20 protein-coding genes are annotated in these 24470 nt (G+C 66.6%); 7 read left to right on the forward strand and 13 right to left on the reverse strand.

From position 1 onward, the window contains the following. Positions 1–92 precede the first annotated feature (92 nt). On the reverse strand, positions 93–1298 hold the full coding sequence (locus C7453_RS15290; protein ID WP_281271508.1) for an MFS transporter: 1206 nt from the start codon (positions 1296–1298) through the stop codon (positions 93–95). A 125-nt stretch (positions 1299–1423) separates the two neighbouring features. Between C7453_RS15290 and C7453_RS15295 the strand changes: the two genes are divergently transcribed. Then, the gene (locus C7453_RS15295) at positions 1424–2239 is read left to right on the forward strand and encodes an AraC family transcriptional regulator (RefSeq protein WP_114728539.1); all 816 of its coding nucleotides are present in this window, start codon (positions 1424–1426) and stop codon (positions 2237–2239) included. Between the two features lie 5 nt (positions 2240–2244). Here the strand turns inward: C7453_RS15295 and C7453_RS15300 are convergent, their stop codons facing one another. The 8 genes from C7453_RS15300 to pdxH all read right to left on the reverse strand — a co-directional run bounded on the left by C7453_RS15300 (position 2245) and on the right by pdxH (position 10028). After that, on the reverse strand, positions 2245–2754 hold the full coding sequence (locus tag C7453_RS15300; protein WP_174787975.1) for a DUF934 domain-containing protein: 510 nt from the start codon (positions 2752–2754) through the stop codon (positions 2245–2247). Beyond that, positions 2741–4435 (reverse strand): nitrite/sulfite reductase, encoded by a 1695-nt coding sequence (locus C7453_RS15305; protein ID WP_114728543.1) that lies wholly within the window; start codon positions 4433–4435, stop codon positions 2741–2743. The genes C7453_RS15300 and C7453_RS15305 overlap by 14 nt, the downstream gene beginning before the upstream one ends. Next, positions 4428–4766 (reverse strand): DUF2849 domain-containing protein, encoded by a 339-nt coding sequence (locus C7453_RS15310; protein WP_114728545.1) that lies wholly within the window; start codon positions 4764–4766, stop codon positions 4428–4430. The genes C7453_RS15305 and C7453_RS15310 overlap by 8 nt, the downstream gene beginning before the upstream one ends. Before the next feature lie 152 nt (positions 4767–4918). Beyond that, the gene (gene cysC, locus C7453_RS15315; RefSeq protein ID WP_114728547.1) at positions 4919–6793 is read right to left on the reverse strand and encodes an adenylyl-sulfate kinase; all 1875 of its coding nucleotides are present in this window, start codon (positions 6791–6793) and stop codon (positions 4919–4921) included. Between the two features lie 27 nt (positions 6794–6820). Then, complete coding sequence (cysD, locus tag C7453_RS15320) at positions 6821–7615, reverse strand: sulfate adenylyltransferase subunit CysD (protein ID WP_114728549.1); 795 nt, start codon at positions 7613–7615, stop codon at positions 6821–6823. A 56-nt stretch (positions 7616–7671) separates the two neighbouring features. After that, positions 7672–8355, reverse strand: a complete 684-nt coding sequence (locus C7453_RS15325; protein WP_114728551.1) for a phosphoadenylyl-sulfate reductase — start codon at positions 8353–8355, stop codon at positions 7672–7674. A 137-nt stretch (positions 8356–8492) separates the two neighbouring features. Then, entirely contained in the window at positions 8493–9377 is an 885-nt protein-coding gene (locus C7453_RS15330; protein WP_114728553.1) for a universal stress protein, read from the reverse strand. 42 nt (positions 9378–9419) lie between these two features. Further along, positions 9420–10028: a pyridoxamine 5'-phosphate oxidase gene (gene pdxH, locus C7453_RS15335; RefSeq protein ID WP_114728555.1), complete on the reverse strand. Its 609-nt coding sequence runs from the start codon at positions 10026–10028 to the stop codon at positions 9420–9422. 170 nt (positions 10029–10198) lie between these two features. On the opposite strand from pdxH, the gene fabI reads away from it, so the two are divergent. Then, positions 10199–11038 carry an enoyl-ACP reductase FabI gene (gene fabI, locus C7453_RS15340; protein ID WP_114728664.1) on the forward strand — a complete coding sequence of 280 codons (840 nt, stop codon included), beginning with the start codon at positions 10199–10201 and terminating at the stop codon, positions 11036–11038. 201 nt (positions 11039–11239) lie between these two features. Further along, positions 11240–12328 carry a chorismate synthase gene (aroC, locus tag C7453_RS15345; RefSeq protein ID WP_114728557.1) on the forward strand — a complete coding sequence of 363 codons (1089 nt, stop codon included), beginning with the start codon at positions 11240–11242 and terminating at the stop codon, positions 12326–12328. A gap of 142 nt (positions 12329–12470) precedes the next feature. Here aroC and C7453_RS15350 read toward each other — a convergent pair whose 3' ends face one another. Next, positions 12471–12902, reverse strand: a complete 432-nt coding sequence (locus C7453_RS15350; RefSeq protein WP_114728559.1) for an OsmC family protein — start codon at positions 12900–12902, stop codon at positions 12471–12473. Between the two features lie 223 nt (positions 12903–13125). Between C7453_RS15350 and metX the strand changes: the two genes are divergently transcribed. The 4 genes from metX (at position 13126) to C7453_RS15370 (ending at position 17404) form a co-directional block, all read left to right on the forward strand. After that, the gene (gene metX, locus C7453_RS15355; RefSeq protein WP_114728561.1) at positions 13126–14280 is read left to right on the forward strand and encodes a homoserine O-acetyltransferase MetX; all 1155 of its coding nucleotides are present in this window, start codon (positions 13126–13128) and stop codon (positions 14278–14280) included. 3 nt (positions 14281–14283) lie between these two features. Beyond that, positions 14284–14889, forward strand: coding sequence for a methionine biosynthesis protein MetW (metW, locus tag C7453_RS15360; protein WP_114728563.1), 606 nt, complete (start codon positions 14284–14286; stop codon positions 14887–14889). Between the two features lie 30 nt (positions 14890–14919). After that, a complete protein-coding gene (locus tag C7453_RS15365) occupies positions 14920–15810 on the forward strand; it encodes a BadF/BadG/BcrA/BcrD ATPase family protein (RefSeq protein ID WP_114728565.1) in 891 nt (296 codons plus the stop codon). Between the two features lie 316 nt (positions 15811–16126). Next, on the forward strand, positions 16127–17404 hold the full coding sequence (locus C7453_RS15370) for a DEAD/DEAH box helicase (protein ID WP_114728666.1): 1278 nt from the start codon (positions 16127–16129) through the stop codon (positions 17402–17404). Positions 17405–17513: 109 nt separating this feature from the next. On the opposite strand, the gene C7453_RS15375 is transcribed toward C7453_RS15370, so the two are convergent. From C7453_RS15375 to C7453_RS15385, 3 genes are all read right to left on the reverse strand, one after another. Then, positions 17514–19931: a TonB-dependent receptor gene (locus C7453_RS15375; RefSeq protein ID WP_245949076.1), complete on the reverse strand. Its 2418-nt coding sequence runs from the start codon at positions 19929–19931 to the stop codon at positions 17514–17516. A 230-nt stretch (positions 19932–20161) separates the two neighbouring features. Beyond that, entirely contained in the window at positions 20162–21601 is a 1440-nt protein-coding gene (locus C7453_RS15380) for an MFS transporter (protein WP_114728567.1), read from the reverse strand. A gap of 5 nt (positions 21602–21606) precedes the next feature. Beyond that, the gene (locus tag C7453_RS15385) at positions 21607–24069 is read right to left on the reverse strand and encodes a putative bifunctional diguanylate cyclase/phosphodiesterase (protein ID WP_114728569.1); all 2463 of its coding nucleotides are present in this window, start codon (positions 24067–24069) and stop codon (positions 21607–21609) included. Between the last annotated feature and the right edge of the window lie 401 nt (positions 24070–24470).

Below are 24470 nucleotides of genomic sequence, written 5' to 3' on the forward strand. Positions count from 1 at the left end.
CGGGGCGTCGGATCATGAACCCGGCGGTAGCATGCGCGCTCGCCGGGCGAAAGGGGCGCCCGTGCCGGTGCCGGTATGAAGCCGGGCGAGGACTATGACTGCGCGGGGCGGCGAGCGTGAGGGAGAAAGGCGGCCAGCAGGCCGATCGCGGGCAGGACGGAGCAGAGACGATAGACAAATTCGATGCTCGTATGGTCCGCGAGCGTGCCGAGTACGGCGGCGCCCAGGCCGCCCATGCCGAAGGACAGGCCGAAGAAGAGGCCAGATACCAAGCCGATCCGGCCCGGCATCAGTTCCTGCGCATAGACCACGATTGCGGAGAATGCCGAGGAGAGGATCGCACCGATCACGATGCTGAGGCCGATGGTGGCGGATAGCCCCACATAGGGCAGGACCAGTGTGAAGGGCAGGACGCCGAGGATGGAGGTCCAGATGACGGCCTTGCGGCCGATCCTGTCGCCGATCGGGCCACCGAGGATGGTGCCGGCGGCGGCTGCCGCGAGGAAGATGAACAGGTCGGCCTGCGCGGCCCTGATCGACAGATGGAAATGGTGGATCAGGTAGAACGTGTAATAGCTGGTGATGCTGGCGAGATAGAAATATTTCGAGAAGACCAGCGCGATCAGGATGGCGAGGGCGCGGACGACCTGTCCGCGCGGGAGCCGGGCGGCATCCGCGCCGGCCCTGTGTCCGGCTTGCCGGGGCTGGCTGTTGTTGTGGTACCAGCGCCCCAGCAGGGTGAGCAGCGCCATGCCGCCCAGTGCCAGCAGGGCGAACCAGGCCAGACTGTGCCGGCCGTGCGGCAGGATGAAGAACGCTGCGAGCAGCGGGCCCATCGCGGTACCGAAATTGCCGCCGACCTGGAACAGCGACTGGGCCAGGCCATGGGCGTCCCCCGAGGCGTGGCGGGCGATCCGCGAGGATTCTGGGTGGAAGATGGATGAACCCGTCCCGAGCAGGGCTGCGCCGCACAGCAGCAATCCATAGGATGGGGCATAGGCCAGCGTGAGCAGCCCCAGCAGCGTGAAGCCCATGCCGCAGGGAAGAGACCAGGGTTTGGGGCCGCGATCGCTATAGAGGCCGACCAGCGGCTGAAGCAGCGAAGCGGTGGCCTGGTACATCAATGTCAGCAGGCCGATCTGTCCGAAACTCAGTGCGAAGCCGCCTTTGAGGATCGGGTAGATCGCGGGCAGGAGCGACTGCATGGTGTCATTGAGGAAATGACAGAAGCTGATCGCGCCGAGGACGGGAAACGCGATGGGACGGTGGGGCGACGCGGAGGCGGCGGACTGGCTCACGGGGAAAGGTCTTTCCTGATTCCTGGTTTTTTCGAGATTGGCTTGCCAAAGCATGAGGGGAAGCCTAAGCGGACGCCACACGGCCCGCCACCGCGGATGGGCACCTGAACAGTGAGAGTGGGCCAGTGGTCTGGAACCGCCGCGTGGAGCAGATCGAGGATTCGCCACGCGATATCGTTGCTCTGGGCAACGCGTATATCGACGGGCATGTCATTGCGCCGCACAGCCACCGGCGGACGCAGCTTCTCTGCGCGACATCGGGGGCTGTCATGGTGACGACGCGGCATGGAACCTGGGTGATGCCGCCGCAGCGGGCGATCTGGATTCCGGCCGGGAGCGTTCATCAGGTTCGCATGCTGGGGGCCGTACGCTCGAACAGTCTTTATCTCAAGCCCAGTGCGATCGGTGCCATGCCGGCGGATTGCTGCGTGGTCGGCCTTTCGGCGTTCATGCGGGCGTTGCTGGCCGAGGCGGTCGAGCTGCCCGCGGATTATGACATGCACGGACGGGCCGGGGCGCTGATGAACCTGATCCGCCACGAGATTGCCGATCTGCCGGTTGTGCCGCTGTTTCTGCCGGTGCCCGGGCATGAGGTGCTGGCAAGCATGTGTCGGGCGTTTCTGGCCGACCCGTCGATCCATGAGACGATCGAAGCGTGGAGCGGGCGGCTGGGTGTGCGGCCCCGCAGTTTTACGCGGATGTTCCGTCGCGAGACCGGGATGAGCTTCATGGCCTGGCGCCAGCAGGCTTGCCTGATCGCTGCGCTGCCGCGTCTGGTGGCCGGCGAGCCGGTCACGACCATCGCGATGGATCTGGGCTATGACAATCCGGCGGCATTTACCGCCATGTTCCGAAAGATGCTCGGGGCATCGCCGCGTCGCTATCTGGCGGGACAGGACGACGTGCTGGCACCTGTCGGCACAGGCACGCCGCTTTCGTGATGCTGTCAGCCGAGCAGGCGGCGGAGCGCGAAGCCTTCGGCGCGTTCGCCGCGCACCGAGGGCTGATAGGCGGTGCGGAAACGCGTGTGGGCGCGCGCCCAGATGTCCGGATCGCTGCCGGCGGGCAGGGCGACCGTGGAGACGCCGCAGCGCAGCAGGAACTCGTACTGATCGGGCAGGGGCTTGCCGGTGGCGCGGATTTCGCCGGTGAAGTGCAGATGTTCGCGCAGGGCGCGGGCCTGGCTGAAGGCGCGGCCGTCGCGGAAGATCGGGAAAGTGACCGCCACCAGCGACAGGCGGGGCAGGGCCGTGCGCAGCGTGTCGATTTCAGCGTCTTGCGGCAGTGCTACGCCCAGTTTTTCGTCATGCGGGCGGGCCAGCCCTTCCTCCAGCCGGGAGAGCGGCACGATGACCGGGCCGGTGGCGGGGAGAGGGGATTCCGCGTCGAGCGTCGTCCAGGCGTCGGGGACGAGCCGTCCGTCTTCAAGCAGCGACCCATTTTCATGCAGTGGCATAGACGGCATCCTTGAACAGGGCGGCGCCCAGGCGCCGGTAGGTATCGAGGAAGCGCTCGCCCCCCGTGCGGTGGACCAGATAGGCATCGACCAGGCGCGCGATGGCGTCCACCGTTGCGTCCTCGGGCAGGGCCGGGCCGAGGATCTGGCCGACCGAGGCGTCGCTGCCCGGCGAGCCGCCCAGCGTGAGCTGGAAGAATTCCTCGCCCTTCTTGTCCACGCCCAGAATGCCGATATGGCCGGCATGGTGATGGCCGCAGGCATTGATGCAGCCCGAGATCTTGATCTCGATCGGGCCGATCGTTTCCTGCAGTTCGGGGCTGGCGAAGCGGGCGCCGAGTTTCTGGGCGATCGGGATCGACCGCGCATTGGCCAGCGCGCAGTAATCGAGGCCGGGGCAGGCGATGATGTCGCCGATCAGCCCGATATTGGCCGAGGCGAGGTCTGCCGCGCGCAGGGCCTGCCACAGCGCATGCAGTTCGTCCTGCCGCACATGGCCCAGCACGAGATTCTGCATGTGCGTGACGCGGATTTCGCCGAAGGCGTAGCGGTCGGCGAGGTCGGCCACCGTATCCATCTGCGCCGAAGTGGCATCGCCGGGGATGCCGCCGGCGGGCTTGAGCGAGATGACGGCGGAGATGTAGCCCGGCGCGCGGTGCGGATGCGTGTTGGTGCGCACCCAGCGGTCGAAGGCCGGGTCGGCGCGGCGAGCGCGGTCGAACTGGGCGGCCGCGTCGTCGGGCGCGTTCAGGTCCGGCGTGCCGAAGCGGGCGCGGATGGCAGCGACCGTCTCGGGCGGCAGGCGGTAGCGGGCGCGGTTCATGGACGCGAACTCGGCATCGACCTTCTGGCGGTAGCCTTCGGTGCCGAGCGCCTGGACCAGGATCTTGATCCGCGCCTTGTAGATATTGTCGCGGCGGCCGTACTCGTTATAGACGCGGACCATGGCTTCCAGATAGGCCAGCAGGTCTTCTTCCGGCAGGTCGTCGCGCAGGTGCACGCCCACGATGGGCGTGCGGCCCATGCCGCCGCCGACGAAGACGTCGAACTGGGTGCCGCCATCGGGGGCCGGTTTGGCCACCAGCCCGATATCGTGGAAGCGGGCAGCCACGCGGTCGTTGGGGCTGCCGCTGATCGCGATCTTGAACTTGCGCGGCAGGAAGGTGAATTCCGGATGCAGCGTGGACCATTGCCGCAGGATTTCGGCATGGACGCGGGGGTCGACCAGTTCGTCCTGCGCCGCGCCGGCGAACTGGTCGCAGGTCACGTTGCGGATGCAGTTGCCGCTGGTCTGGATGGCGTGCATGTCGACATCGGCCAGACGGGCCAGGATGTCGGGCGTGTCTTCCAGTCTGATCCAGTTGAACTGGAGGTTCTGGCGGGTGGTGAAATGGCCGTAATCGCGGTCGTAGGTGCGGGCGATATGGGCCAGTTCGCGCATCTGCCGGGAATCGAGCACGCCGTAGGGGATGGCGACGCGCAGCATGTAGGCGTGCAGTTGCAGATACAGGCCGTTCATCAGGCGCAGCGGCTTGAACTCGTCCTCGGACAGGGTGCCGGCGATGCGGCGGGCCACCTGGTCGCGGAACTGCTCCACCCGGTCGGCCAGGAAGGCGCGGTCGACCTGATCGTAGCCGTAATGCCCGACGGGCAGCGCGGGTGCTGGGATGGTGTCAGGCATGGGCTTCGAGCTCGGCTGCGGGCGTGAAATCGGGATGGACGGTGGGACCGAAGGCGCGGATGCGCTCGCGCACCGTGACGGGGGTCGGCGCGGCTTCGTCGGATTCGATCTGCACGCCGTAGACCCCGACCAGGCCGTCGGCCTGCTGACGGGCGGCGGCCTGGGCGATGGCGGCCTCGATCTCCGCGTTCGGGATGATCCGCGCGTCCTTGATCATGGGGGACCAGTCGCCTTCGGCCACCTGCCAGACGATGCGCCCGTCCAGCAGCCGGTTGGCGGTGATCACGCTCGAACCGCCGGCCTCGCGGCGGTTGTTCCTGACATCGCTCACTGGTCCGTCCTTAATTTTACCCGATCCGGCCGATGGCGGCAGGATGTCGCCCCGTTCTACAGAGGCATTAGGGGTTTCATGCGCGCAATACAAGAGGAATGCACGATTGTTAATCGTGCATTACGCTCTGTATATCTGCCGGGGCCGTCCGCTCAGGAGCGGCGGCGGGTGGCTTCGGCCAGTTTGACGCTATCGGCCACATAGCCGGCCAGACGATCCGCGACGTCGGCCACACTGCCGGCACCGGTGGCCAGGTGCAGGTCCGGTGTGGCCGGGACGTCGTAGGGCGCGTCGATGCCGGTGAAGCCGGTGATCTGCCCGGCGCGGGCGGCCTGATAGAGGCCCTTGGGGTCGCGGGCCTCGCAGGTGGCCTGGTCGGCATCCACGAAGATTTCGTGGAAGCCTTCGCCCACGACCTGACGCGCCAGTTCGCGGTCGGCGGTGCGCGGCGAGATCAGCGCCACCAGCACCACCTGGCCGGTTTCGGCCAGGATGCGGGCGACGGCGGCGGCCCGGCGCACGTTCTCGGTGCGGTCTGCCTCCGAGAAGCCCAGATCGGCGCACAGGCCGGCGCGCAGCGTGTCGCCATCCAGCACCGAGACGTCGATCTTCTGCGCGAACAGGCGGGATTCCGCCGCGCGGGCGATGGTGCTCTTGCCTGCGCCGGGCAGGCCGGTCATCCAGAATACGCCGCCGCGATGGCCGCGCGCCTGCGCCCGGTCCCACAGCGAGACGGTGCTGTCGGTGGGGTGGATGGCTTTGGTGCCGCTAGCGATGTCGGCCGGGCCGATCAGCGGTGCGCCGCCGACGATGCGCTGGTGACGGTCGACCAGCACGCCGCGCCCGTCGGTGGTGCCGGGGGTGAAGGCATCGAACAGGATGCTCTCCGACGCCGCCAGCGTGATCTCGGCGAAGCCCTCGGGCGGGACGTGATCGGATGCGTGTTCGGTCAGGTCGTCCAGCCGCACCACGGAATCGATCGAGGCGACGGTGACTTGATGCTCGGCGGTGGCCAGGCGCAGGCGGAAGCTCTCGCCCACGCGCAGCGGCTCCTGCCGCAGCCAGAACAGGCGCGAGCGGATGCGGGCGGTGCGGATCGGTGCTTCGTCCGGCCGGTGCAGCAGGTCGCCGCGATCAGGGATGACGTCCGGTTCCAGCGTGATGGCGACCGACTGGCCGGCGACGGCGGAAATCTGCGGGGCGGTGTGCCAGCTTTCGATGGAGGCGACGCGGGCGGTGGTGCCGTGGGTGCCGATGACCAGCGTGTCGCCGACCGAAACACGGCCGCGCTCGATGCGGCCGGCGACCACGCGCTTGCTGTCGAAACGGTAGACATCCTGCACCGGCAGGCGCAGCGGCAGGTCGGCGCGGCCGGCGGGGGACGGGACCAGGGCCAGGGCCTCGGTCAGGGTCGGGCCCTTGTACCATGCCATCTGAGGCGAGCGGGAGGCGATGTTGTCGCCCTCGCGCGCCGAGGCGGGGATGAACAGGCTGGGTTCGATCTCGAGTTGCTTGAGCAGGGCGGCGACCGCCTGTTCGGAGGCCGCGATCTTCTGCTCGTCATAATCCAGCAGGTCCACCTTGTTCATCAGTACGATGACGTGGCGGATGCCGATCAGGCGCAGCAGCATCGCATGGCGGCGCGTCTGTTCCTGCGCACCTTCGGCGGCGTCGATCACCAGTACGGCGGCCTCGGCATCGGCGGCGCCGGTGATCATGTTGCGCAGGAACTGGCGGTGACCCGGCGCATCGACGATCACGAACTGCCGGTCGCCCAGCAGGAAGGGGATGCGGGTGGAATCGACGGTCACGCCCTGGTCGCGCTCGATCTGCAGGCTGTCGAGCAGGAAGCTCCACTCCACCTTCAGGCCGCGCTTGCGGCTGGATTCGATGATCTGCGCCACCCGGCCTTCCGGGAGGTTGTCGGTGTCATGCAGCAGGCGGCCGATCAGGGTGGATTTGCCGTGGTCGACATGGCCGACGATGACGATGGGGGTGGCCGCGTCCTGGCGGGTATCGTTGCTCATGGTATGTCTCGATCCGTCCGCTGGGTTCTATAGATAGCCGGCGACGCGCAGCCGCTCGAACGCATCTTCCGATTCATGGTCCATGGCGCGGCCCGCGCGCTCGGAGGTGCGGGTGGTCTGCAGTTCCGCGATCACTTCGGCCACCGTCGCGGCCTCGCTCTCGATCGGGCTGGTGATGTCCTGATCGCCCAGCGAGCGGTAGCGCTTGCCGTTCCTGGAGAAATACAGGTCGACCAGCGGGATGCCCTCGCGCTCGATATAGCGCCAGATGTCGATCTCGCGCCATGACAGCAGCGGGTGGACGCGGATATGCACGCCCTCTTCATGCGGGGTGGCGTACTGGTCCCAGAATTCGGGGGGCTGGTTGCGGACATCCCATTTATGGCTCGATCCGCGCGGGCTGAACACGCGCTCCTTGGCGCGGGTGGCCTGTTCGTCGCGGCGGATGCCGGCGATGACGCCTTCCAGCTTGTATTTCTCGATCATCGTCGCCAGGCCGGCGGTCTTGCGCGCGGCGGAGCGGGCGGCCGGGGGCAGCGTCGGGTCGATTTCCTCGACCGGCGGGCAGTCGCCCAGCAGCAGCTCCAGGTCCCACTTTTTCACATATTCGTCGCGGAAGCGGTACATCTCGGGGAATTTCTTGCCGGTATCGACGTGCATCACCGGGAACGGCACCCGGCCGAGGAACGCCTTGCGCGCCAGCCACAGCATGACGTTGGAGTCCTTGCCCAGCGACCACAGCATCGCCAGTGGCTTCAGCTTCCGGTACGCCTCGCGCAGGATGTAAACGCTCTGGGCTTCGAGTTGGTCGAGATCGTCCATGGGGGCGCTACCTTACAGGTTCGGCAAAGGGGGTTCGGGGTCGTTGCGGCGTGTGGTCAGACGTGGATGCCGCATTCGGTCTTGGCCAGTCCGGCCCAGCGTCCGGCGCGTGGGTCCTCGCCCTCGGCGACCGGCCGCGTGCAGGGCGCGCAGCCGATCGAGCGATAGCCCTGGGCGGCCAGCGGGTGGCGCGGCAGGTCGCGGCGGGTCATTTCCGCGTCCAGTTCCGCCGCGTTCCAGCGTGCCAGGGGGTTGATCTTGAAACGGCCGTCCGCCTGGGGCTCGATGACCGGCAGGTGGGCGCGGGTGGCGGCCTGGCTGCGCTTGCGGCCGGTGATCCAGGCGTCGAAGGGGATGATCGCCTCGTCCAGCGGCTCGACCTTGCGCAGGGCGCAGCAGGCGTCGGGGTCGAATGCCCAGAGCTGGCCTTGCGGGTCGCGGGCTGCGATCTGTGCCGGGTCGGGGTGGATGTCCAGCACGCCGGTCAGGCCCAGCCGCGCGACAAGCTGGTCGCGATAGGCCAGCGTCTCGGGGAAATGCTGCCCGGTTTCCAGGAACAGAACCGGCACCGAAGGATCGATCTCCGCTGCCATGGCCAGCAGGACGGCGGATTCGGTGCCGAAGGATGAGACGAGGCCGATCCGCCCGCGGGGCGAGGCGCCCAGCGCCGCGCGCAGGATCGCCGGCGCATCTTCGCCGGCGGCTTCTATGGCATGGATGATCGACGGCTCAAGACCCACGGTGCAGACCCATATCCTCAATGCACGAGATGTAATCGTGCTTTGAGGGGGATTTAGCCATTCCTCAATCCATGTTCAAGTGAAATATACGTCTTATAGTCGTGGTATTTTCGGCATGGCACCTATGAGGCGGGCGCTCAACGACTCATCAGCACGGGTATTTCGGCATTCTCCAGAACGTGGCGTGTAACGCCGCCGAGAATTAACTGGCGCAGGCGGGAATGGGAATAGGCGCCCATGGCCAGCATGTCGGCACCGAAATCGTGGCAGGCGGCCAGCAGGCTGGCGCCTACCGTCTCGTCCGGGTCGCCGAATTCCACCAGGTCGGCGTGGATGCCGTGGATGGTCAGGTAGTCGGCGGCGTCGCGCGCTTCGGGGCCACGGCGCTGGTAGTCGCCGGAATAGAGGATGCGCACGGCCTCGGCCTCGGCCGCCCAGGGCAGGATATGGTGCAGGGCCGCCGTGGATTCCGACGTGCCGTTCCAGGCGATGCAGATCCGCCGGCCGGCGGTGGCGGGCACGCGGCGGGGGGCGATGACGACCGGGCGGCCGCTGTCGAACAGGATGGCGTGCAGGGTTTCGGACGACGAGATTTCCTCGCCCGAATCCGGATGAGGGACCACGGTGACGTCGGACAGGCGGGCGCGGTAGGTCACGACCTCATGCTCGCGGCCCGTCATGGTGACGAGGCTGGCCGAGGCGCTGCCGACGGGATTGCCGGAGAAGGGGGGGATCATGTCCGTGACCTTCACGCCGTTGGCGGCGGTGAACTGGCCGAAGATCTCGCGCACCGCCAGGGCACGGCGGGAGCCTTCACGCTCGGCGGCGGACATCATGTCTTCGACCATCGCGCCCGACAGGCCCTCGCCGGCCAGGGGGGCGACGTCGCGGCTGTCGGCGCGCACATGGAGCCCCGCGATGTGGCCGCCGAACTGCCGGGCGAAGAGCAGGGCCGTGGCCAGGGCGGCCTCGGCATTGGATGTTCCGTTCAGAGGTAGCAGGACTTTCTGTATATTTTTCAATGTTATTCTCCAGAATCCCAGGAACGTGGACGGCGGAAGGGGTCAGGGGTAGAGGCGCGTGGTCTCCCATGCCGCATCCGGTGCCGGGCGGCGCCAGACCGCCCGGTCGTGCAGTCGGTGGGCGCGATTCTGCCAGAATTCGATCCGATCCGGAATCAGGCGGAAGCCGGACCAGTCGGCGGGACGGGGGATGGGCGCGCCTTCGGGGTAGCGGGCCTCTTCCTCGGCCAGTCGATGTTCGAACAGCGCCCGGTCGGCCAGGGGACGGGACTGGTCGGAGGCGATGGCGCCCAGCCGCGACAGGCGCGAGCGGCTGGCGAAATAGGCATCGGCCTCAGCATCCGTGACCGGTTCGACCGGGCCTTCGATGCGGATCTGGCGCATCAGGCTCTTCCAGTGGAACAGCAGGGCGGCCTGCGGATTTTCGACCAGTTCGCCGGCCTTGCGGCTTTCAAGGTTGGTATAGAAGACGAAGCCGCGCCGATCGGCGCCCTTCAGCAGGATCATCCGCACCGACGGGCGCCCGTCGGGCGTGGCCGTGGCCAGGGCCATGGCATTGGGATCGTTGGGTTCGGCGGCTTCGGCTGCGCGCATCCAGTGGGCGAACAGGGCGAACGGGTCGGAGCCCAGGTCGATCAGCGGCATGGTCATGACGGTTGGTCCCATTCTGGCCGGGCGGGAGGCGGAGACATGGCCGGCATGCCACGCATTCGGTGAAACCGGGGCTGCACGGCCGCTCGGACCTTGTCCGACGCGCGCGCTTGTGCAACCACGGCGCCAATCCGATCATGCCATATTCCATCCATTCCGAGGATTCTATCATGTCAGATGGCGCGTCCAAAGCCCCGCCCGCCGGCACCCTGATGAAGGGCAAGCGCGGCCTCGTAATGGGTGTGGCCAACGACCGCTCGATCGCCTGGGGCATTGCCAATGCCGTGGCGGCGCAGGGCGGCGAGCTGGCCTTTACCTACCAGGGCGAGGCGCTGGGCAAGCGCGTCCGCCCGCTGGCCGAGCGCGTGGGCTCGTCGCTGGTGCTGCCGTGCGATGTGTCCGACGACGCGGCCATGGACGAGGCGTTCGCCCGCATCGAGGAAGAGTGGGGGCAGCTCGACTTCCTCGTCCATGCCATCGGCTGGGCGGACAAGCAGTTCCTGCGCGGGCGGTACCTGGACACGCCGCGCGATGCCTTCCTGACCGCGATGGACATCTCCTGCTACTCGTTCACCGCCGTGGCGCGGCGGGCGGCGCGGCTGATGACCAATGGCGGCTCGATTCTCACCCTCTCCTATCTCGGCGCCGAGAAGGTGATGCCGCATTACAACGTCATGGGCGTGGCCAAGGCGGCGCTGGAAGCCTCGGTGCGCTACATGGCCGCCGATCTGGGTGGCGACGGCATTCGCGTCAACGGCATCTCGGCCGGGCCGGTCATGACGCTGGCGGCCAACGGGATCGGCGATTTCCGCTATATCCTGAAATGGAACCAGTATAACGCGCCGCTGGAGCGCAACGTGGCGCTGGAAGAAGTCGGCGGGGCGGGGCTGTACATGCTCTCCGACCTGTCGGGTGGCGTGACCGGCGAGATCCATCATGTGGATTGCGGCTACAACATCGTGGGCATGAAGAACCCCAAGGCGCCAGACATCAGCGTCACCAACGACTGAAAACCTGACCGTAAATGCGCGCTGGCGGCGATCCGACGCGCGTTTCCTGTGCTCCGATGCTCACGACCTGGAGGTCGCTCCGCTTCGGTGCTCGGAAACACACGACGGGCGTGCCGCTTTGCGGCACTCTCGCGCACCAGCCCACATTTCCGATCAGGTTTTGCGGAGAGGCTGGGCCCCTAGTGAAGGGATGATCTGGATATGTCGGATAACAGTTTCGGGCATCTGTTTCGGGTGACGACCTGGGGGGAGAGTCATGGGCCGGCCATTGGCTGTGTGGTCGATGGCTGCCCGCCGCGCATTGCGCTGTCCGAGGCCGATATCCAGCCCTGGCTGGACCAGCGGCGACCTGGCCAGTCGAAATTCACCACCCAGCGGCAGGAGCCCGATAGCGTCGAGATCCTGTCCGGCGTGTTCGAGGGGCGGACGACCGGAACCCCGATTTCGCTGCTGATCCGCAATGTGGACCAGCGGTCGCGCGATTACGGCGATATCGCCGAACGCTACCGGCCGGGCCATGCCGATGTGGCCTATGACCTGAAATACGGAATTCGCGATTATCGCGGTGGCGGCCGCTCCTCGGCCCGCGAGACGGCGATGCGGGTGGCGGCGGGTGCGGTCGCGCGCCAGGTGCTGGGCGCGGGTGTGCGGATTCGTGGCGCGCTGGTGCAGATCGGCCCCCATGCCGTCGACCGGGCGCGCTGGGACTGGGACGTGGTGGGGGACAATCCGTTCTTCTGCCCCGACCCGCAGATGGTGCCGGTGTGGGAAGAGTATCTGGGCGCGGTGCGCAAGGCCGGGTCGTCGGTCGGCGCGGTGGTCGAGATCGTGGCCGAAGGGGTGCCGCCGGGGCTGGGGGCGCCGATTTACGGCAAGCTGGATTCCGACCTGGCGATGGCGCTGATGAGCATCAATGCCGTGAAGGGGGTCGAGATCGGGGACGGGTTCGCCGCCGCCGCGCTGACCGGTGAGGAAAACGCCGATCCGATGCGGATGGAAGACGGGCGGCTGGTCTTCGGCGCCAATCATGCAGGCGGTGTGCTGGGCGGGATTTCGACCGGTCAGCCGCTGGTGGCGCGGTTTGCGGTGAAGCCGACCAGCTCGATTCTGACGCCCGTGCCGTCGGTGACGCGGAGCGGGGAGAATGTAGAGGTTTCGACGCGCGGTCGGCATGACCCTTGCGTGGGGATCCGGGCCGTGCCGGTGGGCGAGGCGATGATGGCGTGCGTGCTCGCCGATCATCTCTTGCGTCATCGCGGCCAGACAGGGCACGACCCGCGCCCCGTCTGACCGTCAATGCGCGCTGGCGGCGATCCGGCGCGCGTTCCTGTGCTATCGGTGCTCTGCTCCGATGCCCGGAAACACACGGCGGGGGCTGCTATGTGGGCTGCTCTTGCTTGCAGCCCACATGCTTGGTCAGGGGGTGAGAGGCTCAGGCCTTCAGCGTCGCTTCCAGCGTGATCTCGGCCTTGAGCAGCTTGGAGATCGGGCAGCCGGCCTTTGCCTTGGCGGCGAGTTCCTGGAACTGGTCCTCGGTGACGCCGGGGATGGTGGCCGTCAGCGTCAGGTGGGCGGCGGTGACGGCGAAGCCGTCGGCCTGCTTTTCCAGCGAGATGACCGATTTCGCGTCCAGCGCGGTGGCGGTGAGGCCGGCGCTGCCGAGGATGCCCGAGAGAGCCATGGCGAAGCAGGCTGCGTGCGAGGCGCCGATCAGTTCCTCGGGGTTGGTGCCGGCGACGCCCTCGAAGCGGGTGTTGAAGCCGTAGGGCTGGGCGGACAGGGCGCCGCTTTCGGTCGAGACGGTGCCTTTGCCCTCCTTGATGCTGCCTTCCCAGTGGGCGGTGCCGAATTTCTTGATGGTCATGGCGTCGGTTCCTTCGATGGTTGGCCGCGTGCCCGACCTTAACGCGGCATCGTGCGGGAGGGACCCGTGCGGCCGCGCACGATCCTGTGAGAGGGGGCGTGGTGCGGGTGCGGTGCAGGCGCCTGTTGCGTGCGGCGGGCGCTGGTGCCATAGGACGACCGGACCGTGACAGGGATATTGCCCGCTTCCCGCAATCGCTCATGACGGAATGCCTGCCTGCGCAATGGACCAGACAACGCCCGCCCACATCGAACATGCGCATATGCTGTTTCCCGAGGGGATGCAGCTTGAATGCGGCTTTCTTCTGGCGCCGGTCCGGGTTGCCTATCGGACCTACGGCACGCTGTCGGCGGCGCGCGACAATGCGATCGTGGTCTGCCATGCGCTGACGGGCGACCAGTATCTGGCGGAGACCCATCCGCTGACCGGCAAGCCGGGATGGTGGAGCCGCATGGTCGGGCCGGGGCTGCCGATCGATACCGACCGGTTCTTCGTGATCTGCATGAACGTGCTGGGCGGCTGCATGGGTTCGACCGGGCCGCGCGATCCGCGCCCGGATATGCCGGGCGAGCCGTGGGGCACCGATTTTCCGCCGATCACCATCCGCGACATGGTGCGGGCGCAGAAGCTGGTGGTCGATGCGCTGGGCATCAGCCGGCTGTTCGCCGTGGTCGGTGGCTCGATGGGCGGGATGCAGGTTCTGGAATGGGCCGCGACCTTTCCCGGGATGGTCTTCGCGGCGATGCCCATCGCGACCTCGCCCTTCCATTCGGCGCAGAATATCGCCTTCAACGAGGTGAGCCGGCAGGCGATCTTCGCCGACCCCGAATGGCATGGCGGGCGCTACTGGGAGCAGGGGGCGATACCGGCGCGCGGGCTGGCGGTGGCGCGGATGATGGCGCACATCACGTATCTGTCCGAAGAGGCGCTGACGCGGAAGTTCGGCCGCCGGGTGCGGCGCGACCCGTACAACCAGGCGGGGGCGATGTCGCTGTTCGGCGAGATCTTCGAGGTGGAGAGCTATCTGCGGCATCAGGGGTCGTCGTTCGTGCGGCGGTTCGATGCCAATTCCTATCTGACCATTACCCGGGCCATGGATTATTTCGACCTCGGTGCCGACCATGACGGGGACCCGTCGCGGCCCTTCCATGGCACGCGCACGCGCTTCTGCATCGTTTCGTTCACCTCCGACTGGCTGTTTCCGACCTCGCAGGCGCGGTTGCTGGCGCGGGCGCTGAACCGGGCGGCGGCCAACGTGTCGTTCGTCGAGATCGACAGCGACAAGGGGCATGATGCGTTTCTGCTGGACGAGCCGGATTTCGACCGGACGGTGCGGGGTTTTCTCTCCGGCGCTGCCGAACATGCACGGATCGGCTGACCCATGCGCCTAGACCAGCGGCTGATCGCCGACATGATCCGTCCCGGCACGCGGGTGCTCGACATCGGTAGCGGTGACGGGGCGTTGCTGGATTATCTGTTCCGCACCCGTGGCTGCGATGCGAGGGGGATCGAGATCGACATGCGCGAGGTGACGCGCTCGGTAGCGCACGGGCTGCCGGTGATGCATGGCGATGCCGACCACGATCTGGCGCATTATCCCGATGAAGCCTTCGATTACGTGGTGTTGCAGCGCACCTTGCAGGCGGTCGAGCGGCCGCGCGAGGTGCTGCGCCAGATGCTGCGGATCGGGCGGCATGCCATCGTCTCGTTTCCCAATTTCGGCCACTGGCAGTTGCGGCTGAAGCTGCTGACGAGCGGGCGCATGCCGATGACCGCCGTGTGGCATACGCCGTGGTACCAGACGCCGAACATTCACCCGTGCACCATCCTCGACTTCCTGATGCTGTGCCGGGAAGAGGGGTATGTGGTCGAGCAGTGGATGGCGGTGGACGAGGATGGCGAGCGCGCGCCCTGGCGCCGCTCCATCCGGCTGGCCAACCTGTTCGGCGAGCAGGCGCTGTTCCTGCTGCGGCGCCGGGGACGCTGAAATGATGCGACAGGATGGGATGGACCGCGCGTGACGGTCCGCACGCTTCTGGTCGGGATCGATGGCGGTGGGACGCGGACGCGCCTGCGGCTGGCGACGCCCGAGGGCACGGTGCTGGCCGATGGCGACGGCGGCCCGGCCAATATCGCCCTCGATGCCGGGCCGGCGCGGGAGTCGATTCAGCAGGCGCTGGACCTGGCGCTGTCGCGCGTCGGGCTGCTGGGGGCGGATTGCCGGTTGATCGCTGTGGCCGGGCTGGCAGGGGCCGAAGTGACCGGGGCGGTGGCGCGGTTCAACGCCCGGCCGGCGATGTTCGCGCGGCTGCGGATCGTCTCGGATGCCTATACGTCCTGCGTGGGGGCGCATGCGGGCGCGAACGGTGCGATGATCGCGGCCGGGACCGGCACGGTCGGGCTGGCCATTGCCGGCGGGGCGACGCGGCGGGTCGGCGGCTGGGGCTTTCCGCAGGGGGATGAAGGCGGCGGTGCCTGGATCGGGCTGCAGGCCATCCGGTTGATGCTGCGCGCCGGCGATGGCCGCATTCCCCGCACCTTGTTGAGCGAGGCCGTGCGGGCGCGGCTGGCGGACGGAGGGGCGGACCCGATGCTGTGGGCGGTCGGAGCCCGGGCCACCGATTTTGCCGCGCTGGTACCGATGGTCGGCGCGCTGGCCAGGGACGGGGACGCGGAGGCGCGGGGCCTGCTGGGCCGGGCCGGGGCGGAGATCGAACTGCTGCTACAGGCCCTGCGTGCGGTGGAGGGGTTCGCATCCTTGCCCTGCTGCCTGCTGGGCGGGTTGGGGCCCGTGCTGCTGCCCTATCTTTCCGCTGCCACGCAGGCCGGGCTGTCGGCGCCGAAGGGTGACGCCATCGACGGGGCGATGAGGCTGGCGCGGCGGCTGCACGACACGCCTCCGGCCTAGGCGCTCGGGCGGGGCCGCTGGGCAGCCATCTGGAATAAGGACTTGCGGTGGGGATGGCATGCGGGTAGAAGCCCGGCCGTGGACGGTCCCCGCCTGTCCCGTATCTGGACTTGTACGCGCGTGCCTTATTGATGCGGGGGGCACGGACTGGACGGACAAGAGACCCTTTCTGACCCACGGATTACGGTGAATGACAGCGTGTCCTGCCTTTGCAGGGACGCGGGCCGTGCGTCGTGTTCTTCTTTCGAGTTTTCCGGATGCTCATCCTGTCGTGAGGAATCCGGCCTTTGCCGAGTGCCCGGAGGCGCTTCATTTCATGACGACTTTTGCCGACCTTCAGCTTGCCGAGCCGTTGCTGCGTGCGCTGAACGAGGAGGGATACACCAACCCGACCCCCATCCAGGCCGGGGCCATCCCGCACCTGCTGGCCGGCCGGGACCTGCTGGGACTGGCGCAGACGGGCACCGGCAAGACGGCGGCTTTCGCGCTGCCGATCCTGCACCGGCTGCTCACCCATCAGCGCCGTGCGGCCCCCAAGGGCGCGCGCGTGCTGGTGCTGGCGCCGACGCGCGAACTGGCGTCGCAGATCGACGAGAGCTTCAAGGCCTATGCGCGCCATATGCGCCTGAGCCATGCCGTGATCTTCGGCGGCGTCGGCCAGGGCCGGCAGGTCGAGGCGATGCGCCGTGGCGTGGACGTGCTGGTCGCGGCCCCCGGCCGCCTGCTGGACCTGATGGGTCAGGGCCATATCGACCTGTCGGGCCTGGAAGTGCTGGTACTGGACGAAGCCGACCGGATGCTGGACATGGGCTTCGTCCGCGACATCCGCCGCATCGTGGCCGAACTGCCGCGCGACCGGCAGACGCTGCTGTTCTCGGCTACCATGCCGCGCAGCATCGCCGAACTGGCGCACGGCCTGCTGCGCGATCCGGCCACTGTGCAGGTGACGCCGCCGTCCAGCACCGTCGACCGGATCCGCCAGGCGGTGATGTTCGTCGATACCGACAAGAAGCGCGATGCGCTGCAGATGCTGGTGGATTCGCCCAAGGTCGAGCGCGCCGTGGTGTTCACGCTGATGAAGCATGAAGCCAACAAGGTTGCCGCCTTCCTGAACGACCATGGCATCGTGGCCGAGGCGATTCACGGCAACAAGTCGCAGGGTGCGCGCGAGCGGGCGATGTCGGGCTTCCGCTCCGGCGCCGTCAAGGTGCTGGTGGCGACCGACATCGCGGCGCGCGGCATCGACGTGGACGACGTGACGCACGTCTTCAACTACGACCTGCCCAACGTGCCGGAAAGCTATGTCCACCGGATCGGCCGGACGGCGCGTGCCGGACGCGAGGGCTGGGCGGTGTCGCTGTGCGATGCCGAGCAGCGGGCGTGGCTGCGCGACATCGAGAAGGCGATCGGCAAGTCGATCCCGGTCGTGATGGAACATCCCTACCATTCGGAAGCGGCCGAGAAATCGACCATGCGTCCGCCGGTGCTCGGCGGCGGTGGTGGCCGGGGTCGTGGGGGTGGCGGCGGTGGCCGCAACCAGTCCCGCTCGGGTGGCGGGCAGCATCGCGGTGGTGGTTCGCGCCGGGTTGCGTAATGACGACGCGCCGCGCCGCTTGTGAAAGCGGCGCGGCGTTATCGGCAGAGATCGGTCTGTCGGTCTGGACGGCCGCCCCTGTGGGGCGGCCGTTTGTGTTTGGGGCGCGTCAGAATTCGGCGCCCACGGTCAGGAAATACATGCGCGGCGCGATCGGGTAGGCCGAGTATGTGGTCGAGGCGTTGCCGATGCTGAGCGTCGACCAGCCCTTCGTATTGGTCAGATTGGTGATGTTGCCCTGTATTTTCAGGCCGCGCACATGGGGAATGCCGTGGATGGTGTAGCCCGCGTTCAGGCTGAACAGGGCGTAGCCGCCGACATGCTGGTCGTTGGTGTAGGTGGTGTAGCGCTTGCCGATGACATCGCCGATGAACTGGGCGTTGAACGCGCCCCAGTTGGTCGAGGCCACGAATTTTTCGGTCCAGTTCGGCACGCCCGCGACATTCTTGCCGGCCGTAGGCACGATCGACGTGCCTGTCGAATAATTGTCGTTATAGACCGACTTGTTATAGGACAGCGCGTTATAGAACGAGAAATGACGGCCGAACTGCGTGGTGAAGGAGAAATCCATGCCGTCGGTCGAGACCGAGCCCACGTTGGTCAGGATGTTGGCGCTGCCGACGATCCAGGACAGGTTGGGCGCGGAAGCGACGGACAGCAGGCGGTTCGAGAAGTGAACGTGATAATATTCGAGCTGGCCGCTGATATGCGTCAGGGGGCCGAACGAGATGTCGCGGTTGGTGCGCAGGCCGGTCTCGTAGGTCCATGACGTTTCCGGATGCCCATGCTCGCGGAAATGGTCGAACGCTTCCTGCGTGGTGACGCCCCAGGGCGTGGCGTTTCCGGTGCCTTCGGCCTGGAAAGCCCGCATGTTTTCCTGAATGTTCGCGAACCATTGTTCGTGCGGTGTGATGTTCCACAATGCGCCGAAGGCGGGCAGGAACGGCTTGACCGCCGCGATGGTGCCGCCCGGAACGGTCGAGCCGGTCTTGCTCGCGACCGGCAGGGTGCCGTTCGTGTAGACCAGTTCGGACTTGAAGCCGGCGTTCAGCGAGAAATTCTTCGAAACCTGCCAGGTGTCCTGAAGGTGTGTGGTCCAGGTATTGGTGTAGAAATAGTTGGTGTATTGATGGATCAGCGGGTTCTGCTGCCGCTCGTAGGGCGTGGTCGGGTCGGAGGCCGAGAACGGATACCAGCGGCGGGCCTGAGTGTTGTTGTTGCGCTCGTACCAGCCGCCCAGTTCGATATGGTGGTTGCCCAGCTTGTAGCGCAGGGTCGAGATCAGGCCACCGCGATTGTCCCAGTATTCGGTCGTGCGGGTGGCCATGCCGCTGCCGCCGAAGACCTCGGAAAGCTGCGAGGAGGAATAGGTGGGGTAATAGGCGCTGAAGAGGGCAGGCAGGCCGGCCGCCGAGATCGGCCCCGCCACGACGCCCTCGCCACCGTCATGATGATAGTAGATCTGGTTGTCCCAATGCAGATTTCTTGAGAAATCATGCGTCCATTTGGTGTAGGCCAGAAAGTCCTCGCGCTGGGCCGCGGAATAGTAGTTCCGGTAATTCAGGCCGGCGTCCTTGTATGCGGAGGAGTTGTAGTATTTCAGAGCTTCATTCAGATTGGGATAGATAAAGGGTTTTTTGTAAAGTGTTGTGTATTGGGGGTCGTAGATGCTGTCTTCGTTCGGCTCGACCTTGTCCGACCAGTCGAAGAAGCTGGTGATCTTGTTGTTGTCGTCCTCGTGGACGAACTTGGCGTTGACTTGGTTGCCGCCCTGGTGGCCTGCGAAATCCCAGGCGCGGGCGTCCTGGCGGGCCCAGGCGACATAGGCCGAATTGCCGTTGCCGAAATCGCCGGTGTCGATGCGCGCGAAGGTGCGGAACGTGGACCAACTGCCGAATGTCTGGTTCAACTGGCCGCCAGCCCGGTGCATCGGGTCCTGCGTCTGGAATTCCAGCGTGCCGCCCAGGTTGCTGGTCGAGGCCGTGCCCAGCGCGCCGGCGCCCGTGGAGACCGACGCACCGCCCATGACTTCGCTGATGGCCGCGCGCTGGGGCGTCAGGCCGTTGTAATTGCCGTAGGACTGGTCGCCCAGCGGCATGCCGTCGAGCGTGAAGCCGAGCTGGTTCTGGTTGAAGCCGTGGATGAACAGCGATGAATTCTGTTCGTTATTTCCCCAGGGATCGGCGTTTTCGAACACCACGCCGGGAAGGATTTCCAGGGCCTTCACCGGGCTCATGCCCGGCAGCATACGCTGCATCTGCACATGGCTCACGCTCTGCTCGGAGCGGGTGCGGTGCGCTGTGGAGATGATCTGCTCGGTTGCCGGAGCGGGGGTTGCAGTCGGTGCCGGGGCCTTTTGCACCGCGTTTCGACGCGGCGTCGGACCCTGCGTGGTCGTATCGGTCGATGCCGCGTGAGCCGATGCCATGCTCATGGCCAGCAAGGTCGTGGCCAGCAGGGTGCAGCGGCGAGACGCGGCAGAGGGAACGGCTTTTTTCAGATGTCTGGATAAGAATGTTGGCTGCATTCCGGTCTCTTCCGATCAGGGCGAATTGACGCGGCGCTCTTACCGGAATGAGGAGACGGATGACCCATGAAGGTTTGAAGACGTTGCCGAAAAGCCACGATCATTACAAAGTTTGTCAAACAGGATGACGCGCGCCTTATATCGGACGTGTTTGTGGGCGTGCGACGGCTACAGGTTGTTCGGAAGCCTTCGGAGAGGGGGCGCGGTGTGAGCGATGGAAGTGAGGGCGTTTAGCGCGCCCTGGTCGCGCGGGCGATACATTGCGCCACCACGATGCCGCTGGCCGGGATGAGAGCAAATAGCGCGAAAACCCAGAAGGTGGCCCGTTCGATGCCGGCCACGTTGCCGTCCGCCAGGCCGGCGATGTTCGCGATCATGCCCGCCCAGGCTCCGGCCAGGGCCGTCGTGTAGAGTTGCACCGTGGTCAGCGAGGCCGAAGCGAGATCGCGGTCGGCGGGCTGGGCGACCATGAGCACGCGGGTGAGCAGGTGTGGCCAGGCTGCCCCGACCCCGAGCCCGACGGTCAGGAAGGCGAGGCAGACGGGCAGCATTGCCGGCCATGCGCCATTGGTGGGTGTGGACAGATAGAACGCCAGGAAGAGGATGCCTGCCAGGCCCAGCGCGGGGGCGGCGACGAGGGCGCGCGCCACGCGGGGCGGCGGGGCGCCGGCGTTGAGGATGGCGCCGGTGGACCAGCCGGCGGCCATCAGCACCGAGAGATAGCCGGCGGTGAGCGGGGATTGGTGGTGGAGGTCCTGCAGGAAGAGTGGCGCGAAGATCTCGATGACTTCCACAGTCAGGGCCAGGCAGCCCATCAAAGCGTAGAGGGGGGCGAGGGCGGAGCCCCAGGTGAGTGCGCCGGCGGGCAGCAGGCGCGTGCGGTGGTGACGGTCGAGATAGGCGAGGCCGGCGAACAGGCCGAGCACGACGAGGCATCCGGCCAGATTGGCCCAGACATGCGGGCTGGCACCCGCCACCGACAGGCAAAGGACTGAACCGACCATCAGCGCGATCTGCGCCCACGCGACGCCGGGGCGGCCGGCGGGCTGGGTGCCGGTCGTGCGGGGCAGCACGCTGATGGCCAGCAGAACGAAGGGGATGCAGAGGGCCGCGAGTGTCCAGAAGGCCATGCGCCAGGCGCCAAGGCCGGCGAACAGGCCGCCGATGGCGGGGCCGATCAGCGTGGCGACGCCCCACATCGAGGACAGCATGCTCATCGCCCGTGGCCACAGGCCGGGCGGGAAGACCAGCCGGATGACGGCATACGCCATCGAGACCAGCAGGCCCGAGCCGATGCCCTGCATTACGCGGCCGGCCAGCATCACCGGCATGGCCGGGGCGGTGGCGCAGAGTACGGCGCCGGTGGCGAAGATCGCGGTAGCGATGCCGTAGGCGGTGCGTGGGCCAAAGCGGCCGAGCGCGCGCGCCGACAGCGACGAGCCGATGATCGAGGCGGCGACGAAAAGCGATGTGTTCCACGTGTAATAACGCATGCCGCCGATATCGCGTACCGCCGAGGGCAGCACGGTCATGGCCATATACAGATTGATGGCATGCAGGACGACGCCGGCGGACAGTGTGATGGAGCGCGCGGCATTGCCGCCGGAGAACAGGGCCGCCCAGCCGGTCGGGACATGGAGCGGGCTGGTCTTTGCGGATTGAAAGGACACGGCCGCTATCCGTGACTTTCGTCGAGCACGGGCCAGTAGATCGGCGGCTGGAGAAGCGGGCCGGGGCGGGCGAAAAGATAGCCCTGTCCGTAATCGCAGCCCAGTTCGCGCAGGATGGCGGCCTGGGCTTCCGTCTCGATTCCTTCGGCGACGACCTGTTTGTCCAGCGCCTTGCCGAGCGAGATGATCGAGCGGACGATCTCGTGCGCGTTACGGGCCGGCATCGTGAGTTGGCAGACGAAGGAGCGGTCGATCTTGATGATGTCGACCGGGAAGCGCAGCAGATGGACCAGGGAGGCAAAGCCGGTGCCGAAATCGTCGAACGCGATGCGGACGCCTGCCGTGTGCAGGATATGCAGGGCCTCGGCAATCTCGTCGGACGCATGGTCGAGGGCGATGCCTTCGGTGACCTCGACGCAGAGCCGGTGGGGCGGGACCCCGGCTTCCTGCATGCGGTTGAGGATGTGCCGTCCCGCTGCCGCGCCGCGCAGATGCACGCCGGTGAAATTCACCGCGATATAGGCCAGTCCGTCGCCGACCGTGGACAGTGCAGCCAGGGCGATGGAGATGACTTCGTCCTGCAGGAGGGGGCCGATCGTATCGTCCGTCAGCAGGATCTGGAAATCCGGTGGGGCCAGCAGGCCGAGTTCGGGGTGGTTCCAGCGGAGCAGGGCTTCGTTGCCGCGTTGCCGGCCGGTCTGGAGATCGACCAGGGGCTGGTAGTAGAGCACGAACTCTCCTGCCGCCAAGGCACGCGGCGCGTCGGCCAGCAGGCGTGCGGCGAGCGAGTCTGCGCGGTCGAATTCCAGGGTGTAGGGCTGCCGACGGCCGCCGCCGCGCTGCTTGGCCCAGTAGAGCGCCCGGTCCGCCCGGTGCATGGCGGAGGCGGGGGAGCCGGTGCAGTCGCACTGTCCCACGCTGAACCAGAGCGACAGGGTGCGCCCTGACTGGGACCAGGGCTCGCCCTGAAGGGCATCGATCCGTTCGAGCATCGTCTGGGCCAGGGGCTGAGGTACGAGGATGCCGAACTCGTCACCCCCCAGTCGCGCGAGGACGGTGCCGTCGGGAACGATCTGGCTGAGGCGGATGGCCATATGGCGCAGCAGGTTGTCGCCCAGTTCCTGCCCGTAGGAATCGTTGACCGATTTAAGATGATCCATGTCGACCAGGAGCAGGGTGGAGAGCGGATCGGCCTGTTCGAGGGCGGCCTGGAAGGCGGCGCGGTTGCCCAACTGGGTCAGGTGGTCGGTCATTGCCGCGCGCCGGAGCGTTTCGGCCTCGGTCTGCATGATGGCCATCGTGCGGGCCGCATTGTCGCGCGCGCGTGCTATGTCGCGCAGGCGGTAGGCGATCGTGACGGACAGGGCGACGGATTCGAAGGCGACGCAGGCGAAGCTTGCCATGTCGATCGCGTCGTTCTGGGGCAGGAACCCCATATTGCGGGCAAGCCGCAGGGCGAAGACCGAGATGACGGGCAGCCAGCCCAGCAGGAAGAACCAGATGATCCGGCTTTGCCTGCGGATGGCGACCGTAATCGTCGCGGCGATCCACAGTACGTCCAGAATCAGAACGCCATTGAACAGGCGATCGGTCAAGATCGGCGGAAATAGCATGTCCGCCGCCGCGATGAAGCCGGCGACGGTAGAGAGCGCGGTCAGGACATAGCCTGTCCACAGCAGGCGCCGGTGGCGCGCGTCGGCCTCGATAAGCGTGAGCAGGAGCATGGTTCCGGCTGCGATCATCGCGCCCAGGAAACAGTCGCTGAGCCGGACGGCCAGTGGGCCGGTCAGGCGGTCGTCGAAAATGCCGAGAAAATTGGTCCAGGAGAGGCAGTAGCCCAGCGCCAGGACGGTCCACGCGGCATACCAGAGCTGGAAGCGGTCGCGCCGCCCGTCATAGATGGCCAGATTATAGACCATCGCGGAGACCAGGGCGCCGATCATGACCCCGATCAGGATCAGCCACGCCGTGCTCCGCGCCGCTTCGTCATCGGGAGTGCGGGCTTCGACTTTCCGAATGAAGAGGGCGCCATCGAGATGATGAAAGCCGATCGACAGGCTCGAGATTTCCACGCCCGGCGAATCGAAGGGGAAACGCAGCAGGCCGCCGGGAGCCCAGTCATTGCCGACATGGCCGTCGGAATAGCTGTAGCTCTGGATGCTGCCATCACCGTTGGTCGCGGCGACGGTGATGTGGTCGAAACGATTTTCGTCGAGAAGGAGGGACCAGCCCGAGGGGAGGTCTTTCAGCACCGACGGGTCGGAGAGACGCAGCCAGACCCAGCCGTCGGTGCGGGGCGGCATGCCGCAGCCCCGGATACTGTAGGCCGAATGGTCGATCTGCTCCACCATGCCCGCCGCACCATCCAGGCAGATGGAAGCATGAAGATCCACCGGCGCAGCATGCGCCGACACGCCCAGTGACGAGATCAGCATTGACAGCAGGATCGCCAATGCACCTTTGAACATCAGAAGGCCTTCACCCGGATCACGGCTTCCGCCGTGAGGGGCGGGAGGACAGGCTGATTGATTCCCACGAATACCCTTATATCGATTGTTGAGGCGTGGCGTCGTGCGCGGTCTGAAGACGGGGAGGCAAGGTTCACAGGGACGGTATCTTGTCTTGGTCTCTCTTTTTTACGGGGTAAATGTCACCAAAGCGGCAACAGCATATGCCCTCGGCGTGCGATGGTCGAGAGGCGAGTGTGGCCTCATCAGCGTGTCGTCCGGGCCGGATGACTGGTCGTTTTTCTGTCAGTGCTCCCGTTATGTCGCGGTATAGCGCGGTTGTGCTCACCTCTTTTTTCTATGCCGTATCGACTATGAAACGTAACCTTTTTTGTATCCCCTCTGATAATTTATCTTCTTTT

This window comes from Gluconacetobacter liquefaciens, from assembly GCF_003350405.1.
GTDB classification, from domain to species: domain Bacteria; phylum Pseudomonadota; class Alphaproteobacteria; order Acetobacterales; family Acetobacteraceae; genus Gluconacetobacter; species Gluconacetobacter liquefaciens.

Bases quoted from the DNA above. Each gene is read 5' to 3' on its own strand.
- aroC (WP_114728557.1), top strand. From the start codon at position 11,240: ATGTCGGATAACAGTTTCGGGCATCTGTTTCGGGTGACGACCTGGGGG.
- C7453_RS15375 (WP_245949076.1), bottom strand. From the start codon at position 19,931: ATGCAGCCAACATTCTTATCCAGACATCTGAAAAAAGCCGTTCCCTCT.
- C7453_RS15385 (WP_114728569.1), bottom strand. From the start codon at position 24,069: ATGTTCAAAGGTGCATTGGCGATCCTGCTGTCAATGCTGATCTCGTCA.
- cysC (WP_114728547.1), bottom strand. From the start codon at position 6,793: ATGAGCAACGATACCCGCCAGGACGCGGCCACCCCCATCGTCATCGTC.
- metX (WP_114728561.1), top strand. From the start codon at position 13,126: ATGGACCAGACAACGCCCGCCCACATCGAACATGCGCATATGCTGTTT.
- C7453_RS15300 (WP_174787975.1), bottom strand. From the start codon at position 2,754: ATGCCACTGCATGAAAATGGGTCGCTGCTTGAAGACGGACGGCTCGTC.
- C7453_RS15370 (WP_114728666.1), top strand. From the start codon at position 16,127: ATGACGACTTTTGCCGACCTTCAGCTTGCCGAGCCGTTGCTGCGTGCG.
- fabI (WP_114728664.1), top strand. From the start codon at position 10,199: ATGTCAGATGGCGCGTCCAAAGCCCCGCCCGCCGGCACCCTGATGAAG.
- metW (WP_114728563.1), top strand. From the start codon at position 14,284: ATGCGCCTAGACCAGCGGCTGATCGCCGACATGATCCGTCCCGGCACG.
- cysD (WP_114728549.1), bottom strand. From the start codon at position 7,615: ATGGACGATCTCGACCAACTCGAAGCCCAGAGCGTTTACATCCTGCGC.
- C7453_RS15350 (WP_114728559.1), bottom strand. From the start codon at position 12,902: ATGACCATCAAGAAATTCGGCACCGCCCACTGGGAAGGCAGCATCAAG.
- C7453_RS15305 (WP_114728543.1), bottom strand. From the start codon at position 4,435: ATGCCTGACACCATCCCAGCACCCGCGCTGCCCGTCGGGCATTACGGC.
- pdxH (WP_114728555.1), bottom strand. From the start codon at position 10,028: ATGACCATGCCGCTGATCGACCTGGGCTCCGACCCGTTCGCCCTGTTC.